This is a genomic window from Aeromonas sp. S15(2024) (genome assembly GCF_041402265.1).
GTDB classification, from domain to species: domain Bacteria; phylum Pseudomonadota; class Gammaproteobacteria; order Enterobacterales; family Aeromonadaceae; genus Aeromonas; species Aeromonas dhakensis.
In genome coordinates this window covers 324,158-339,232 of sequence record NZ_JBGLQY010000003.1, presented here as the reverse complement: position 1 = coordinate 339,232, position 15,075 = coordinate 324,158, and the positions used below count along the sequence as shown (strand labels likewise).

Genomic DNA, 15,075 nt, shown 5'->3' with positions numbered 1-15,075 from the left:
GCCGGTTGGTAGGGCGAGCAGTCGAGCCGGCGCCTGCCCCAACCGGGCCCGCGCCAGCCCAAAGTGGAAAATTTTGTCAGGATAATTAAAATAACCGTTTATTTTCTATGACTTGATGGCGGCCATGTCCTCACACGATCCGGTTTTCGACACCTCATTTCATCCCCGTCTGCTCCATCCGCGCTGGTGGGGCAGCTGGCTGGCGCTCGGCCTGCTCTGCCTGCTGGGGCTGCTGCCCCATGGCCTGCGTGACCGGCTGGCCGACCGGCTGGCTCCCCCTCTGCTGCGTCTATCCAGGAAGCAGGCCTATATCGCCGACACCAACCTCAAGATCTGCTTTCCCGAGTTGGATGAGGCGGGCCGTCAGGCCCTGTTGCTGAAATCGATCCGGGTGGGGCTCAAGACCTTCATGGGCTTTGCCGAGCTGACCCTGCGCAGCGCCGATCACCTGGCCGGCCGCATCAAGGTGCGCGGCTGGGAGCACATCGAGGCAGAGCAGACCGCCGGCCGGCCGGTGATCCTGGTGGTGCCTCACACCTGGGCGGTGGACATGATAGGCCGCTACTTCGCCATCCGGGGCATGTCCATGTGCACCATGATGAAGAGCGCCAAGGATCAGGTCTTCGACTGGTACATCAACCGCGAGCGGGCCAAGGGGGGCAAGGTGTATGAGCGCAGTGCCGGCATCAAGCCGGCCATCAAGGCGATCCGTGGCGGCGCCAGCTTCTTCTACCTGCCGGATCAGGATCACGGCCGCGAGGCCAGCATCTTCGTGCCCTTCTTCGGCCATCCTAAGGCGACCCTGCCGGCCCTGCCCAAGCTGGTCAAGCTGACCGGCGCCAAGGCGGTGCCCATCCTCGCCTGCTATGACGAGGAGGAGGGCTGCTACCGGCTGGAGATCGAGGCCCCCTTCGATCCCTATCCCGGCACCGATCTGGAGGCCGACGTTCGCGCCATGAACGACATGGTGGAGCAGCAGCTGCGCCAGCACCCGGAGCAGTACATGTGGTTCCTCAAGATCTTCGAGACCATGGAGCATCCCCAGGGGCACGAGGGCTTCTACGAAGAGGGCATTAAGCGGATCCGCGGCGACCTGCCCCCCGAAAACTGACGCAATGGAAGGACCGGTGCCCGGGCGCCGGTGGCACGGCACAATCTGGAATAGGCAAGCGCACCGGAAGAGGCTATCTTCGGGGGCGCACACAGGGTGAAAGGGCGGGCATGAAAACTCCAAATCGAATCCAACCTCTGGTTGACGACGGCCTGGTTGACGAGGTGATCAGCCGGCTGATGAGCGGCAAAGAGGCCGATGTTTACGTGGTGCGCTGCGGCGACGAGATCCGCTGCGCCAAGGTGTACAAGGAGGCCGCCAAGCGCAGCTTCAAGCAGGCGGTGGTCTATCAGGAAGGGCGCCGGGTGCGCAGCAGCCGCGATGCCCGCGCCATGGAGAAGGGCTCCAAGTACGGTCGCAAGCAGCACGAAGAGGTGTGGCAGAACACCGAGGTGGATGCCCTGTTCAAGTTGGCCGCCGCCGGGGTGCGGGTGCCACGGCCCTATGTCTGCCTCGACGGCGTGCTCTTGATGGAGCTGGTGACCGATGCCGATGGCAACGTGGCGCCCCGCCTCAACGACGTGGCCCTCAGCCACGAACAGGCGCTGGCCGACCACGCCAGGGTGATCCGCTACGTGGTGCGCATGCTCTGCGCCGGCCTCATTCACGGCGATCTCTCCGAGTTCAACGTGCTGGTGGATGAAGAGGGGCCCGTCATCATCGACCTGCCCCAGGTGGTGGATGCCGCCGCCAACAACCAGGCGAAGGCCATGCTGGAGCGGGACGTCGACAACATGCGCAACTACTACGGCATGTATGCCCCCGAGCTGCTCAAGACCCGTTACGCTAGGGAGATGTGGGCCCTCTATGAAGATGGCAAGCTCACCCCCGACAGCGAACTGACCGGGTTGTTCGAAGAGAGCAACGAGCGGGTGGATCTTGACGCCGTACTGCACGAAATCGAGAGCGCCGAGGAGGAGGCCCTGGCCCGCCAGGCGCGGTTGAAGGCGGAGCAGGAGGAGGGCTACTGACGCCCAGGCTCCTGCAACCAAGAGACGACTGAGCGCCTGCGGGCGCTCTTTTTATGGCTGCGAGTCAGCGGCGCCTTGCTGGCGGGCGGGGTGGGGCTGGATCTGGTAAAAGTTCACCCAGCAGCGATCGCCAGCATGGTAGCGGCGATCCAGCCATTGCCCACCGACGCTGGCGATCACCTTGAGCGAGGCGGAATTTGCCTCGTCACAGCTGATGAGCACGGGGCCGGTCAGCATATGGCGTTGCAGCCAGCCGAGCAGGGTGCGGGCCACCCCTTCACCGCGGCGGGAGGGGCGGGTCTCGTAACCTATGTGGCCGAGCCACTGGCGGGTCGCCGGGGTGTCGCCGTGGCGCAGGCGCAAGGTGGCGAGGATCTCTGCCCCCTCGAGGGCAAAGTAGGTGGTGGTGGGCGGGTAGTCCGGCGGCAGGCGCTCGCCAGCGGCATGGGCGAGCAGATCCTGCATCCACTGATCCGGGTCGAATTGCGCCACCTGATAGAGCGGCAGGCCGGCGGCGCCACACTCGGCCACATAGCGGCGATAGGCGGGGCCATCGGCAGGTTGCGCGGCCCGACACTCGATGACGGCTGTCACGGGTGCAGCTCTGCCGCTTGCAGCAGGCGTGGCTCGCTGTGGTGGGCCTCGCGGATGCAGGCGCGCATGCGCCCGCTCTGCTTGGCGGCATAGAGCGCCTGATCCGCCCGCAGATAGGCCTGCTCGAAGTTCTCTCCCGTCTGCAGCGAGGTCAGCCCCATGCTAAGGCCAATGGGGCCGCCCGCCAGCGAGCGGGTAGCCTCGGTGACCCCCTGTTGCAGGGCGTGGCAGTAGCCTGGCAGCGTCTGCGGCGTCTCCATCACCAGCAGCGCCAGCTCGTCGCCGCCGAGGCGCCCGGCCAGTGCCACCGGCGGCAGGCTCTTCCGGATCACCCGGCCCACCGCCCGCAGCATGGCATCGCCGGCGGGATGGCCGTGGTGGTCGTTGATCTGCTTGAAGTTGTCCAGGTCGATCAGCAGCAGCTGCCAGGGGCGGGCGCTGCGGCAGGCCCGCGCCGCCAGCTGCTGCTCGAAATGGTGACGGCTGTCCAGCCCGGTCAGGGCATCCTGGTTGGCGCGCCGCTCCAGCTCGCGCTGGGTGGCGAGCATGGCCTGCTGCTGGCGGGTGTGCACCAGGCTCAGCAGGATGAAGCTGCGGGCAATGGTAAAGAGCAGGCTGAGCAGGATCACCGGGCCGAGCAGGGGGTCGGTGAGGCTGGAGGCGGCCGACTCCGGCCACCACTGATGTTTGGCCATCCTGAGCAGCTGCAGGGCCAGTTGCAGGGCGAGCAGCAGGATGGCGAAGCGCAGCACCCGGTAGGCGGGGGCTAGTCGCTGGTAGCGCCAGAGCTGCCACAGCAGCAGGCCAATCTGCAGCGAGAGCACGCCGGAGAGGGTGATGATCCGGCTGTGCACATCGGCCAGCGGTTGCTGCGAGGCCACCAGGGCAAACAGCAGGAAGCCGGCGAGGGCGAGGAGCGGGCAGAGCCAGCCGAAGCGGTCGGCTTCGCGCCGGAAAAAATGGCGCAGGCCCCGCTCATAGAGCAGCGGGGTGGCGATGATCAGCAGGTTGGTGAGCAGGATATTGGCAAGGGACGTCTCCCCCGTGAGGGGGCGCAGCAGCAGGCAACCAAAGGCGGCGGCGATGGCCAGCTCGCTGGCCGACCAGTAGAGCAGGGCGCGCAGCGGTCGCTGGGTATGCCACAGGTAGGCGAAAATGGCCGCGACCCCGACGTGGGACAGGCTGACAAACAGCACCAGGCTCAGCAACTGGGCCGAGGAAAACAGACTCTGCATCAAGGGTGTGGGCTCTTCCTGCCGGTAACGGCGCTGTGGTCTCAGGGCCGGGTGACTGGGGCGGATCACAGCATGAATTGTGCCGTTGAGCAATGGCTTGGATGGTCTGGGCAGGATAGTGCCAACACCCCCAGTTGCCGGCGGCTGACACGATTAATCAGGGGCGGGGAGTGACGAAGGGCCATCCCCCGCACACGTCGACCTCAGTCGACCACCACCGGCAGCCGCATGACGGTGGCTTCCCGGCCGAGGTGGGCCAGCAGACGGCGCACGTCGTCGAGGCGAATAAGCAGGGTGGCGGTATTGACCAGCGGGTGGCACTGCACCCGCTCGGCCTGCCAAATCGTCTCATCCACCACCAGCTCCACCGCGCTCTCTCTGTCTCGCACCATGGCGAGCAGGGTGACCGAGCCCGGGGTGAGGCCGAGCACGGATTCCAGCCGCTCGGGCGAGCCGAAGCTCAGCCGTTTGACGCCAAGGGCGCTTGCCAGCGCCTTGAGATCGACCCGGCTCTGCTCAGGGGTCACCACCAGAAACAGCCGTTCGCTCTTGGGGTCGCGCAGGAAGAGGTTCTTGGTCTTGGCGGCGGGCAGATTGGGCAGCAGCCGGCTGGCCTCCTCGCAGGTGAAGACGGGGGCGTGATCGATGCGCTGATAGGGGATGGCCAGCTGATCCAGCAGAGAATAAAGCGCCACCATGACCTCCTGATGTTGGCTGACAAGCGGGGTGAGTCGATGGGCGAACACCACAGCCACCGGCAGTGCGTGTCCGTCTGGCCGAGCATACCAGTTTGCGCCACCCCTGGCAGCCTGCGTGGCAATGGCAGCCTGGCGTGCCAATTGCAGTAAAGCACTGTATGAACGTACAATAGTCCCACACCTATGTTGATCCCGATGACTGGCATGACCGACCACCCACCCATCCCTCCCGTTACCCCGCCGCGCGACGGCTTTATCCTGACCCGTCACGGGCGGGATGTGCGCGGCCGCGGCGAGCAGCCGGAGCGCACCGAGATCGTGATGTGGCTCTGGAGCGAACAGGGGCCGGTGCGGGTGGTGGTGCCGGGGCAGGAGCCGGTCTTCTTCCTGCCGCAGAGCCATATGGCGGAGGCGGCGGAGCTGTTCAAGGGGGCCGGGGTGAGCGGGCGGTTTCGCCGCCTGCCCATGCACACCTTCGACGGTCGCGCCGTGGTGGGCTGCTATTTTGCCACCCTGAGCGCCTTTCACCGCGCCATCGAGCTGTTGCTCATCCGCGGGCTGGAGCACTTCGAGGCGGATATCCGGCTGCCGGAGCGCTTCCTGATGGAGCGTTTCATCACCGCCGGCGTGCGCTTCGAGGGGCGGGCGCGCAAGAAGGGGGGCAAGCAGGGCTACTGGGAGGTGAACGAGGCGCGCTGCGCGCCCCAGGCGGTGACGCCGACCCTCTCCTGGGTGTCGCTGGACGTGGAGTGCGCCATGGACGGGGCCCTCTTCTCGGTGGGGCTCTACAGCCCCGAGGATGCGCGGGTCATCATGATCGGTACGCCGGAGGCCGATGCCGACAGCTGGGGCACCCAGGTCGAGTGGGTGGCGGACGAGAGCGCCCTGCTGAGTGCGCTGGAGCGCTGGTTTGTGCGGCACGACCCCGATCTGGTGATCGGCTGGAACGTGGTCAACTTCGACTTTCGCCTGCTGCTGCGCCGCGCCGAGCTCAACAAGCGGCGGCTGCGACTCGGCCGTGGTCACGAGCTCTGTTTCTGGCGCTCATCCCGCAACGACCCCCAGAGCGGCAGCGTCATCATTCCCGGGCGCATGGTGCTGGACGGCATCGACACCTTGAAGAGCGCCACCTGGCAGTTCCCCAGCTACAGCCTGGATGCGGTGGCGAGCGAGCTGCTCGGCCGCGGCAAGGACATCGAGGACGTGGCCAACCGGGGGGAGAAGATCACCGAGCTGTTCCACTCCGACAAGGAGGCGCTGGCCCGCTACAACCTGGAGGATTGCAAGCTGGTGTGGGAGATCTTCGACTACTGCCACCTCATCCCCTTTGCCATCGAGCGCGCCTCCCTCACCGGCCTCGAGCTCGACCGGGTAGGGGGCTCGGTGGCGGCCTTCACCAATCTTTATCTGCCACGGCTGCACCGCGGCGGCTACGTGGCCCCCAACCTGCCCGCCGATGGGGGGCTCGCGAGCCCTGGCGGCTATGTGATGGACTCCAAACCTGGGCTCTATCGCCACGTGCTGGTGCTCGATTTCAAGAGCCTCTATCCCAGCATCATCCGCACCTTCTGCATCGACCCCATGGGGCTCATCGAGGGGCTGCAGCATCCCGACCATGCCATCCCGGGTTTTCGCGGCGCCTTGTTCTCCCGCGAGCGCCACTTCCTGCCGGATCTCATCGCCACCCTGTGGGCGGCGCGGGATAGAGCCAAGGCGGCCAGCAACAAGGCGCTCTCCCAGGCCATCAAGATCATCATGAACTCCTTCTACGGGGTACTGGGCTCGGGTGGCTGCCGCTTCTACGACCCGCGGCTTGCCTCCTCCATCACCTTGCGCGGTCACGGCATCATGCAGCAGACCCGGGAGTGGATCGAAGGGGAGGGTTTCGAGGTGATCTATGGCGACACCGACTCCACCTTCGTCCACCTGGGGCGCGAGACCAGCCCCGCCCAGGCGGACGAGATCGGCCGGCGATTGGCCAGTATGATCAACGACAACTGGACTGCGCTGATCAAGCGGGAGTTCGATTTGCCGAGCTATCTGGAGATCCAGTACGAGACCCACTATCGCCGCTTCTTGATGCCCACCATCCGCGGGCTGGAGAAGGGGAGCAAGAAGCGTTATGCGGGCTTGGTGGCAGGCCATCAGGCAGGTGAAGAGGAGCAGCTGGTGTTCAAGGGGCTCGAGTCGGTGCGCACCGACTGGACGCCCCTTGCCAAGGCGTTCCAGACCCGGCTCTACGAGATGGTGTTTCACGACCAGGATCCCAGCGGCTATGTGCGCACCATGGTGGACGAGACCCGCGCCGGCCTTCACGACGAGCTGCTGGTCTATCGCAAGCGGCTGCGCCAGAAACTCGAGGAGTACCAGAAGAACGTGCCACCCCACGTGCGGGCGGCGCGCCTGGCGGACGAGGAGAACCTGCGCCGCGGTCTGCCCCAGCGCTACCAGCACAGGGGCTCCATCGCCTACCTGGTGACCCTGAATGGCCCCGAGCCGCTCGAATACCGGCGCAGCGCCATCGACTACGAGCACTACATCGACAAGCAGCTCAAACCCATCGCCGATGCCATCCTCCCCTTTATCGGCGAGTCGTTCGAGCGGATCTGCGGCCAGCAGCTCGATCTCTTCTGACTGGGCAAGGGAACGCTGCGGCCATGGCCCGACAATGGCCGCAGCGGGTCAAGAGGAGGCAGGCGAGAGGGGAAAGCATGGATCGTCAGAGAAGAGAAATGCAAAAAGCCCGCTCGAGGGGCGGGCTTTTCTAATCTGGTGCGTCCTAGTGGATTCGAACCACCGACCCCCACCATGTCAAGGTGATGCTCTAACCAGCTGAGCTAAGGACGCAGGGTGCGCAAGGCGACTTTGTGTGATTGCAGGGGAGTGGTGGGTTTAATTGGATTCGAACCAACGACCCCTACCATGTCAAGGTAGTGCTCTAACCAACTGAGCTATAAACCCACATCAAATTCATATCTGCAATTTATTCAAACTGTTATGGTGCGTCCTAGTGGATTCGAACCACCGACCCCCACCATGTCAAGGTGATGCTCTAACCAGCTGAGCTAAGGACGCATAACAGTGTTCCGGATGGTGCGTCCTAGTGGATTCGAACCACCGACCCCCACCATGTCAAGGTGGTGCTCTAACCAGCTGAGCTAAGGACGCATCGCGGAAAAGTGGTGGGTTTAATTGGATTCGAACCAACGACCCCTACCATGTCAAGGTAGTGCTCTAACCAACTGAGCTATAAACCCACTTCATAAACCGGATTGAAAACCCGTTTTATCCCGCCAGCACTGCTGGCGTGGTCGGCATACTACCCATGCCCCCCTAGGCTGTCAACAGGCCGCACGCACAAAGGAGACTGTTTGCCCAGTTCTTGCGCAGCCTGTTGATTTTGCAGGCGAGTTTCCCCTTATTGCGCCTTGGAGAGGGCGCTGCAGGCCTCCGGGCTGGCAAAGCGGCCATAGATGTAGCGCAGCCGGGTACCCAGCATCAGGGCGGCGGAGGTGAGGCCGACGATGAAGCCGACCCAGAACCCCTGGGGTCCCATCTGCGGCACCACCCAGTCGGTCAGGCCCAGGATCATGCCGGTGGGCAGCCCCAGTCCCCAGTAGGCGACGATGGTGACGTAGAAGATCGCCTTGGTGTCCTTGTAACCGCGCAGGGCCGCCGCCGCCACCACCTGTACCGAGTCGGAGATCTGGTAGATGGCGGCGAAGAAGAGCAGGGTGGCCGCGAGGGTGATCACCTGCAGATCTTCGGTGTAGATGGTGGCGATCTGCTCGCGCAGCAGCACGGTGAGGGCGGCGGTGGCGGCGGCCACCGTCATGCCCAGCATCAGGCCGGTGCGGGCGGCGACCCGGGCGTGATCAGGCAGCCCTTCGCCGATGCTGTGACCGACCCGGATGGTGACGCCCACCCCGATGGAGAGCGGCAGCATGAACACCAGGCTGGAGAAGTTGAGCGCTATCTGGTGACTCGCCACCGTCTCCGCGCCAAAGGGGGCCAGCATCAGGGCCACCACGGTAAACAGGGTCACCTCGCAGAAGATGGCCATGGCGATGGGGAAACCCAACCGGAACAGGCGCCAGATCCGGCTGCCGTTGGGGCGCGCGAGCTGGGCGAACAGGTTGATCTCCTTGAAGTGGCGGGAGAGCTTCACATAGACGATCATCGCCAGCAGCATGGCCCACAGCACGATGGCGGTGGCCACGCCGCAGCCGACCCCGCCCAGTTTCGGCATGCCGAACAGGCCGTGGATGAAGATGGTGTTGGCCGGGATGTTGACCGCCAGCCCCACGAAGCCGATCACCATGGTTGGCATGGTGTGAGAGAGCCCCTCGCTGAAGTTGCGCAGCACCTGGAACAGCACGAAGGCGGGCAGCCCCCACAGGATGGCGTGCAGGTAGCCGGTGGTCTTGGCGGCCATCACGGGATCCACCTCCATGAACTGCAGCGCCAGCGGGCTGAAATAGAGCGCCACCATGGCGATGGGGGTGACCATCAGCGCCAGCCAGAAGCCCTGGTGCACCGCCGGGCGCACCTCGTCCCGTTTGCGGGCGCCATTGAGCTGGGAGACGATGGGGGTGAGCGCCATGATGATGCCCTGCACCAGCAGGATCACCGGCAACCAGAAGCTGGAGGCCACCGACACGGCGGCCAGATCGACGGCGCTGACCTGTCCCGCCATCACGGTATCGACAAAGTTCATGGCGATCTGGGCCACCTGGGCGACCAGAATGGGGCTGGCTAGACGAACGAGTTGCCTCGCCTCGGACCAATAACGTTGCACTGACACCTCCGAGTGGATCAGATAAAGCGTAAAAAGAGCGGGTATCGGGAAGAGCCTTTGCACTCCGGAAGCGGGAGTGCAAAGTGCGGGGGGGTCATTCTAGCCTGAAATTCATCCGGGACGAAACGATTGGTGCGAGCTCTGGATCAGGCGTCTTCGTGATCGCTGATCAGCAGGTTGGCGGCGGCGTAGGCGGCCTGCTCGCGCAGATCCGCCGGCACCCGCTCGTCCGATGCCACGGCGTTGAGCGCCCTGATGGTGGCGGCGATGGCCTGCGGCACATAGCCCTGCTCGCCGGAGCCAATCTGGTTGTAGGCGATGCGAATGGCCTCACAGCATTGATATACCTGCATTTTTGTTTCCTTGTCAGCACTTGGTTGAATGCCGTCACTATAGCGATCGGCCGCCTGCTTGTCAGCGGTTGCGCTTGTCTGGGTCGTGCGGCGAGGTTACCCTGCCTTTTTTCGTAGCAGGAGACGAGACATGTTCACCGGCATAGTGCAGGGGACCGCCGAACTGGTGGCCATCGAAGAGCTGCCCAACTTTCGAACCCACGTGATCCGCATGCCGAGCCCGACCTGGGGCGAGGGGCTGGCGCTGGGCGCCTCCGTGGCCCACAACGGCTGCTGCCTGACCGTCACCCGGGTCGAAGGAGAGCTGGTCAGCTTCGATCTGATGCAGGAGACCCTGCGCCTCACCAACCTCGGCCAGCTGCAGTTGGGGGACAAGGTCAACGTGGAGCGGGCCGCCCGCTTTGGCGACGAGATTGGCGGCCACGCCATGTCCGGCCACATCATGGGCACCGCGCAGGTGATCTCGGTCATCGACACCCCCAACAACCGGCAGGTGTGGTATCGCCTGGCCCCAACGCTGATGAAATACGTGCTGACCAAGGGCTACATCGGCATCGATGGCATCAGCCTTACCGTGGGCGAGGTGCGCGGCTGCGAATTTTGCGTCAACCTGATCCCCGAGACCCTGGCCCGCACCAACCTCGGCTGGGTCAAGGCCGGCTGGCAGACCAACATCGAGATTGACCCCCAGACTCAGGCCATCGTCGACACGGTGGAGCGGGTGCTGGCGGCCCGCCAATAAGGCGCAGGCGCGGCCGCTTAGGCAAAAAGGAAAGCGGGGCCCAGTGGGCCCCGCTTTGTTTTGCGCTATCCCCTGTCAGGGCGACTCAGAACATCTGTTCGTCGTCAGCATCCACGAAGAGTTGCAGGCAGTCGCGCGCCTCATCCCGGTGCAGTCGCAGGTGGATGGGGTTGCAGCAGGCCATGCAATCCTCATAAAACTCCTGATCCCCCTGGCTGGCATCCAGCTCGACCCGGGTATGATGGCCACAGTGGGGGCAGACGATGCGCTTGCTGGTGTACTCGATCATGATGACCTCCTCGGGCCCGTGGGCCGCCTCTCTCCCCAGATTCTAGCTGGATCGCACCTGCCTGACCGCGAGCAAGCGCACGATTATGACCGGGATCAAGGGAGGCAGGAGGTCAGTCCGCCAGAGCGTGGCTTATTTGACCCAGCTGGCCAGCATCTCGCTATTAAGCTCGGCCAGCGAGCGCAGCTGATGGTTGGCAATGGCCAGACGCGGGTCACCCACCAGCGCCGGGTCCGGCACTATCAGCGCGGTCATGGAGGCCGCCTTGGCCGCCAGCAGACCGGTAAAGCTGTCCTCGATGGCGAGACAATGCACCGGCTCGACTCCCAGCTTCTCGGCGGCGTGGATATAGACATCCGGGTGCGGCTTGCCAAAGCGCTCCACCTCGGCAGAGTGCACCGCCAGGAAGCGATCGCGAATGCCGAGCTTGCCGAGCACGGCCTCCACCATGGCAAAGGGGGAGGAGGTGGCCAGACCGATTTTAAGGCCTTGCGCCTCGATGAGGTCGAGTGCCTCCAGCACGCCAGCCTTGGCCTGACCTTCGGAGAGGATCAGGGCGTTGACCCGATCCAGGATGCGCAGCACCACCTCTTCCTGGCTGGGGCCGCTCCAGGGGCGCAACCGATACCAGTGGGCGACCAGCTGATCGATGCGCACGCCTATGGTCGATTCGCAATCTTCCACCGTGTGGGGATGGCCCAGCTCGGAGAAGACAGCCATCTGGGCCCGTTGCCAAAAGGGTTCCGAGTCGATCAGAACACCATCCATATCGAAGATCACGGCAGTTAACATCTTGTACTCCTGACATAGGTGAAGGGGGGATTATAAACAAGGTGCCTCAATGCAAAAGGGGCATTGCCATGCCCCTTGCGCTGGATCATGCTGGCAAACGTTTGATTTCGTATGCCAAAAAGTGGGCTTAGAACAGCACCTTGACCCCGGCCGCGACCGCTTTGGCTTTTTCTACCGCCTCGTCGCACTGCTCGGCTCGCGTCAGTGCCACGCCGAGCCGGCGGCGACCGGCGATCTCCGGCTTGCCAAACAGTCGCAGCTGGGCACCCGGCACCAGGGCCAGCGCCTCGCCAATCCCCTGATAGCGGATGTTCTGGCTGTGGCCTTCGCGCAGCACCACGGCGGAGGCGCTAGGCCCGTACTGGGTGATGGTGCCGATGGGCAGCCCCAGAATGGCGCGCACGTGCAGGGCGAACTCGGAGAGATCCTGAGAGATGAGGGTCACCATCCCGGTGTCGTGGGGGCGCGGCGAGACCTCGCTGAACCACACCTCGTCACCCTTGATGAAGAGCTCGACCCCGAACAGGCCGTAGCCGCCCAGCGCCTCGACCACCTTGGCTGCGACCTCTTTGGAGCGGGCCAGTGCCAGCTCGCTCATGGCTTGCGGCTGCCAGGATTCACGGTAGTCGCCATCTTCCTGGCGATGGCCGATGGGCTCGCAGAAGTGGATGCCGTCCACCGCGCGTACCGTGAGCAGGGTGATCTCGTACTCGAAGGGGACGAAGCCCTCGACGATCACCTTGCCGCGACCGGCGCGACCGCCCTCCTGGGCATAGGTCCAGCTCTCGTCGAGTTTGGCGAGATCGCGCAGCACGCTCTGCCCCTTGCCGGACGAGCTCATTACCGGCTTCACCACGCAGGGCAGGCCGATGGAGTCAACGGCGGCGACAAACTCCTCCTTGCTCTGGGCAAAGCGGTAGGGGGAGGTGGGCAAGCCCAGCGTCTCGGCGGCGAGACGGCGGATCCCCTCCCGGTTCATGGTGAGCTGGGTGGCGCGGGCGTTTGGCACCACCTTGACCCCTTCCTGCTCCAGGGCGGCCAGGGTATCGGTGGCGATGGCTTCAAGCTCGGGGATGATCAGATCCGGTTTGACCTCGTTGACCAGGGCGCGCAGGGCGGCGCCGTCCAGCATGTCCAGCACATGGGCTCTGTGCGCCACCTGCATGGCGGGGGCATCGGCATAGCGGTCGGCGGCGATCACCTCGATGCCGAAGCGTTGCAGCTCGATGGCGACCTCCTTGCCAAGTTCGCCGGAGCCCAGCAGCAGGGCGCGGGTGGCGCCGGGGCGGGTAGCGGTTCCAAACATGTGATCTCTCCTGATGTCGTGGGTGACGGTTGATGAATGCTATTGCACGAATAGCGGGCAAAAAAAGAGGCACGCATGGCGTACCTCAGGAAACAGATTTGTGGGCGCGCTGCTCCAGATGGGTGAGCAGGGTGATGGCGCCGATGATGATGGCGGCCCCGAGCCACAATCGGCCGGGCGGCGCCCAGCCAAACACCAGCCAGCCGGCCAGCACGTTCATGGGCAGCTTGGCAAAATCAAAGGGTTGCACGAACGAGGCCTCGGCCACGCTGTAGGCGCGGGCGATGGACATCTGGGCCAGCGCCGACAGCACGCCGGAGGCGGCTACCAGCAGCCACTGGGTTTCGCTAGGCCACTGCCACTCCGGCAGCGCCAGCATGGCGTTGAACGGAGTGCTGAAGATGAGCAGATAGACGACGATGGTGTGGGACGACTCGCTCGCCGCCTGATAGCGCACCAGCAAGGAGTATCCGGCCCAAAACAGGGCTGCCGCCACCGGCAGCAGGGAAGCCCAGCTGAAATCGTCGGTCCAGGGGGCCAGGATCAGCATGGCGCCGACAAAGCCGGCCAGGGTCGCCAGAATGCGGGCCCGGCTTACCTGCTCCTTTAGAAAGAGGGCTGACCCCAGGGTGGCGAACAGCGGCGAGGTCATCAGCAGCGCGATGCCCTGCCAGATGGGAACGGGCACCGCCAGCGCCCACAGCCAGAACTGGATGCCGACCACCGCGAGGGCAACCCGCAGCAGGTGCAGCCGCAGCTGGTTGGTCATCAGCGACTGGCGCAGGCCGTGGCGAATGAGCCAGGGCAGCAGACAGACCAGGGCAATCAGATATTGATGGAAAGCGACCTGGGTCGAGGGGAGGCCGAGCTTGAAGCTGACATACTGGCTCAGGCTGTTGACGGCGGCGAAGCAGAGGCCCGCTACCATCATCCAGACTGCACCGGCAAAGGGGGAGTGCCTGCGCGAGGGTGTCATGGGATCCGGGTCGCTGAAAAAAGTGCGGCGGATCATAACGGCAATCGTTTGTTCTGCCAAGCCTTGGCAGGGCGTGAGAGAGGCGGCTGGCGAGAGAATGCACTACCATCAAAATTTTTGAATAAGTTGAGCATCTATTTTCGCTATCTGTATAGAAGCCCAATGTTTAGAGTGACCTCCATCGACAGCACCGCTGTTCAACCGACAACCTAATGGAGTTTCACCATGGCCAATATCCTCGTACTCAAGTCCAGCATCCTGGGCCAATATTCCCAATCCAACGCCCTGATCGACGGCTTCCTGGCCGACCATCAGTCCGACACCGTCACCGTGCGTGATCTGGCGGCCCTGAACCTGCCGGTACTGGATGGCGAGCTGGCGTCTGGCCTGCGCGGTGGTGAAAATCTCAACGAGCGTCAACTGGCCGTGCTGGCCCAGTCCGACGAGCTGATCGCCGAGCTCAAGGCGAGCGATCTGGTGGTGATTGCCGCCCCCATGTACAACTTCAACATCCCGACCCAGCTGAAAAACTGGATCGATCTGGTGGCCCGTGCCGGCGTGACCTTCCGTTACACCGAAACCGGTCCGGTCGGCCTGGTGGAAAACACCCGCGCCCTGGTGATCAGCCCCCGCGGCGGTATGCACGTCGGCAGCGCCACCGATCTGGTGACCCCCTACATGCGCACCGTGCTGGGCTTCATCGGCATCAAGGAGGTGGACTTCATCTATGCCGAAGGCATGGGCATGGGTCCGGATGCCCAGGCCAAGGGCATCGAGCAGGCCAAGGGCCAGCTGGAGACCCTGGCCCTCTGATCAAGAGAGCAACCAGCCATACGCCAGAAAGCAACAACGCAGCCCTCGGGCTGCGTTGTTTTTTGGTGCCTGACCTGATGAAGCGGCCCGTCAGGTCAATCCCGCAGAAAGCGGCGACAGCCGCTGCCGACCATCAGGCAGACCACCACCAGGGAGCCCAGCAGCAGGGTGGTGAGCCACTGCTCGGCGCTGTCGGGCAGGCGGGGCGAGAGGAGGCTGATCATCAGCAAGGCACAGAGGGTGATCAGGCTGGCGGGACGGGTCAGAAACATCATGGGTCATCCTTGGCTACGGCTGGTGAAGAGAAGGCTAACCGCGGTCTGTGACAGCAAGATGTATCCATACCTCTTGCCGAAGGTCAGTTGACCGGGGTAGCCATCACCATAGCAGCTTTTGC

15 protein-coding genes and 5 tRNA genes are annotated in these 15,075 nt (G+C 64.2%); 5 read left to right on the top strand and 15 right to left on the bottom strand.

The genetic code is table 11. The annotated features are described in order from the left end of the window. Positions 1–115: 115 nt before the first annotated feature. Positions 116–1,111, top strand: coding sequence for a lauroyl-Kdo(2)-lipid IV(A) myristoyltransferase (locus ACB033_RS08850; protein ID WP_162519809.1), 996 nt, complete (start codon positions 116–118; stop codon positions 1,109–1,111). Positions 1,112–1,221: 110 nt separating this feature from the next. Beyond that, positions 1,222–2,082: a PA4780 family RIO1-like protein kinase gene (locus ACB033_RS08845; RefSeq protein ID WP_017784775.1), complete on the top strand. Its 861-nt coding sequence runs from the start codon at positions 1,222–1,224 to the stop codon at positions 2,080–2,082. 51 nt (positions 2,083–2,133) lie between these two features. On the opposite strand, the gene ACB033_RS08840 is transcribed toward ACB033_RS08845, so the two are convergent. The 3 genes from ACB033_RS08840 to ACB033_RS08830 form a co-directional block, all read right to left on the bottom strand. Continuing rightward, positions 2,134–2,676: a GNAT family N-acetyltransferase gene (locus ACB033_RS08840; RefSeq protein ID WP_371140461.1), complete on the bottom strand. Its 543-nt coding sequence runs from the start codon at positions 2,674–2,676 to the stop codon at positions 2,134–2,136. Continuing rightward, positions 2,673–3,911 carry a GGDEF domain-containing protein gene (locus ACB033_RS08835; protein WP_162519810.1) on the bottom strand — a complete coding sequence of 413 codons (1,239 nt, stop codon included), beginning with the start codon at positions 3,909–3,911 and terminating at the stop codon, positions 2,673–2,675. The genes ACB033_RS08840 and ACB033_RS08835 overlap by 4 nt, the downstream gene beginning before the upstream one ends. Positions 3,912–4,114: 203 nt before the next feature. Further along, positions 4,115–4,609 carry a prolyl-tRNA synthetase associated domain-containing protein gene (locus ACB033_RS08830; RefSeq protein ID WP_017779720.1) on the bottom strand — a complete coding sequence of 165 codons (495 nt, stop codon included), beginning with the start codon at positions 4,607–4,609 and terminating at the stop codon, positions 4,115–4,117. Between the two features lie 195 nt (positions 4,610–4,804). Between ACB033_RS08830 and ACB033_RS08825 the strand changes: the two genes are divergently transcribed. Continuing rightward, positions 4,805–7,243 (top strand): DNA polymerase II, encoded by a 2,439-nt coding sequence (locus tag ACB033_RS08825; protein ID WP_162519818.1) that lies wholly within the window; start codon positions 4,805–4,807, stop codon positions 7,241–7,243. Between the two features lie 136 nt (positions 7,244–7,379). On the opposite strand, the gene ACB033_RS08820 is transcribed toward ACB033_RS08825, so the two are convergent. From ACB033_RS08820 to ACB033_RS08790, 7 genes are all read right to left on the bottom strand, one after another. Then, positions 7,380–7,456: transfer RNA gene (locus ACB033_RS08820), tRNA-Val, on the bottom strand. A gap of 37 nt (positions 7,457–7,493) precedes the next feature. Then, positions 7,494–7,570 (bottom strand) — tRNA-Val (locus ACB033_RS08815). Positions 7,571–7,607: 37 nt separating this feature from the next. After that, positions 7,608–7,684: transfer RNA gene (locus ACB033_RS08810), tRNA-Val, on the bottom strand. A 16-nt stretch (positions 7,685–7,700) separates the two neighbouring features. After that, positions 7,701–7,777, bottom strand: a tRNA-Val gene (locus tag ACB033_RS08805). A gap of 12 nt (positions 7,778–7,789) precedes the next feature. Next, positions 7,790–7,866 (bottom strand) — tRNA-Val (locus tag ACB033_RS08800). Between the two features lie 161 nt (positions 7,867–8,027). Next, entirely contained in the window at positions 8,028–9,407 is a 1,380-nt protein-coding gene (locus ACB033_RS08795; RefSeq protein WP_017764378.1) for an MATE family efflux transporter, read from the bottom strand. Positions 9,408–9,553: 146 nt separating this feature from the next. Next, positions 9,554–9,760, bottom strand: coding sequence for a YaeP family protein (locus ACB033_RS08790; protein WP_005301307.1), 207 nt, complete (start codon positions 9,758–9,760; stop codon positions 9,554–9,556). 130 nt (positions 9,761–9,890) lie between these two features. Here ACB033_RS08790 and ACB033_RS08785 point away from each other — a divergent pair, with 130 nt between their 5' ends. Next, positions 9,891–10,502 carry a riboflavin synthase subunit alpha gene (locus ACB033_RS08785; protein WP_139724478.1) on the top strand — a complete coding sequence of 204 codons (612 nt, stop codon included), beginning with the start codon at positions 9,891–9,893 and terminating at the stop codon, positions 10,500–10,502. An 85-nt stretch (positions 10,503–10,587) separates the two neighbouring features. On the opposite strand, the gene ACB033_RS08780 is transcribed toward ACB033_RS08785, so the two are convergent. The 4 genes from ACB033_RS08780 to ACB033_RS08765 form a co-directional block, all read right to left on the bottom strand. Further along, a complete protein-coding gene (locus ACB033_RS08780) occupies positions 10,588–10,791 on the bottom strand; it encodes a CPXCG motif-containing cysteine-rich protein (RefSeq protein ID WP_005301298.1) in 204 nt (67 codons plus the stop codon). 132 nt (positions 10,792–10,923) lie between these two features. After that, positions 10,924–11,583, bottom strand: coding sequence for a hexitol phosphatase HxpB (hxpB, locus tag ACB033_RS08775; protein ID WP_139724480.1), 660 nt, complete (start codon positions 11,581–11,583; stop codon positions 10,924–10,926). A 127-nt stretch (positions 11,584–11,710) separates the two neighbouring features. Beyond that, the gene (gene purT, locus ACB033_RS08770; protein WP_139724482.1) at positions 11,711–12,889 is read right to left on the bottom strand and encodes a formate-dependent phosphoribosylglycinamide formyltransferase; all 1,179 of its coding nucleotides are present in this window, start codon (positions 12,887–12,889) and stop codon (positions 11,711–11,713) included. A gap of 85 nt (positions 12,890–12,974) precedes the next feature. After that, positions 12,975–13,865 (bottom strand): DMT family transporter, encoded by an 891-nt coding sequence (locus ACB033_RS08765; RefSeq protein WP_042006472.1) that lies wholly within the window; start codon positions 13,863–13,865, stop codon positions 12,975–12,977. 225 nt (positions 13,866–14,090) lie between these two features. Here ACB033_RS08765 and ACB033_RS08760 point away from each other — a divergent pair, with 225 nt between their 5' ends. Further along, a complete protein-coding gene (locus ACB033_RS08760) occupies positions 14,091–14,678 on the top strand; it encodes an FMN-dependent NADH-azoreductase (RefSeq protein ID WP_005301286.1) in 588 nt (195 codons plus the stop codon). A gap of 95 nt (positions 14,679–14,773) precedes the next feature. Here the strand turns inward: ACB033_RS08760 and ACB033_RS08755 are convergent, their stop codons facing one another. Further along, positions 14,774–14,953 carry a hypothetical protein gene (locus ACB033_RS08755; protein WP_017779728.1) on the bottom strand — a complete coding sequence of 60 codons (180 nt, stop codon included), beginning with the start codon at positions 14,951–14,953 and terminating at the stop codon, positions 14,774–14,776. Positions 14,954–15,075: the final 122 nt, after the last annotated feature.

Excerpts from the sequence above, each read along its gene's own strand:
- ACB033_RS08850 (WP_162519809.1), top strand. The coding sequence starts at position 116 with ATGGCGGCCATGTCCTCACACGATCCGGTTTTCGACACCTCATTTCAT.
- ACB033_RS08845 (WP_017784775.1), top strand. The coding sequence starts at position 1,222 with ATGAAAACTCCAAATCGAATCCAACCTCTGGTTGACGACGGCCTGGTT.
- ACB033_RS08835 (WP_162519810.1), bottom strand. The coding sequence starts at position 3,911 with ATGCAGAGTCTGTTTTCCTCGGCCCAGTTGCTGAGCCTGGTGCTGTTT.
- ACB033_RS08830 (WP_017779720.1), bottom strand. The coding sequence starts at position 4,609 with ATGGTGGCGCTTTATTCTCTGCTGGATCAGCTGGCCATCCCCTATCAG.
- ACB033_RS08825 (WP_162519818.1), top strand. The coding sequence starts at position 4,805 with ATGACTGGCATGACCGACCACCCACCCATCCCTCCCGTTACCCCGCCG.
- ACB033_RS08790 (WP_005301307.1), bottom strand. The coding sequence starts at position 9,760 with ATGCAGGTATATCAATGCTGTGAGGCCATTCGCATCGCCTACAACCAG.
- ACB033_RS08785 (WP_139724478.1), top strand. The coding sequence starts at position 9,891 with ATGTTCACCGGCATAGTGCAGGGGACCGCCGAACTGGTGGCCATCGAA.
- ACB033_RS08780 (WP_005301298.1), bottom strand. The coding sequence starts at position 10,791 with ATGATCGAGTACACCAGCAAGCGCATCGTCTGCCCCCACTGTGGCCAT.
- hxpB (WP_139724480.1), bottom strand. The coding sequence starts at position 11,583 with ATGTTAACTGCCGTGATCTTCGATATGGATGGTGTTCTGATCGACTCG.
- purT (WP_139724482.1), bottom strand. The coding sequence starts at position 12,889 with ATGTTTGGAACCGCTACCCGCCCCGGCGCCACCCGCGCCCTGCTGCTG.
- ACB033_RS08765 (WP_042006472.1), bottom strand. The coding sequence starts at position 13,865 with ATGACACCCTCGCGCAGGCACTCCCCCTTTGCCGGTGCAGTCTGGATG.
- ACB033_RS08760 (WP_005301286.1), top strand. The coding sequence starts at position 14,091 with ATGGCCAATATCCTCGTACTCAAGTCCAGCATCCTGGGCCAATATTCC.
- ACB033_RS08755 (WP_017779728.1), bottom strand. The coding sequence starts at position 14,953 with ATGATGTTTCTGACCCGTCCCGCCAGCCTGATCACCCTCTGTGCCTTG.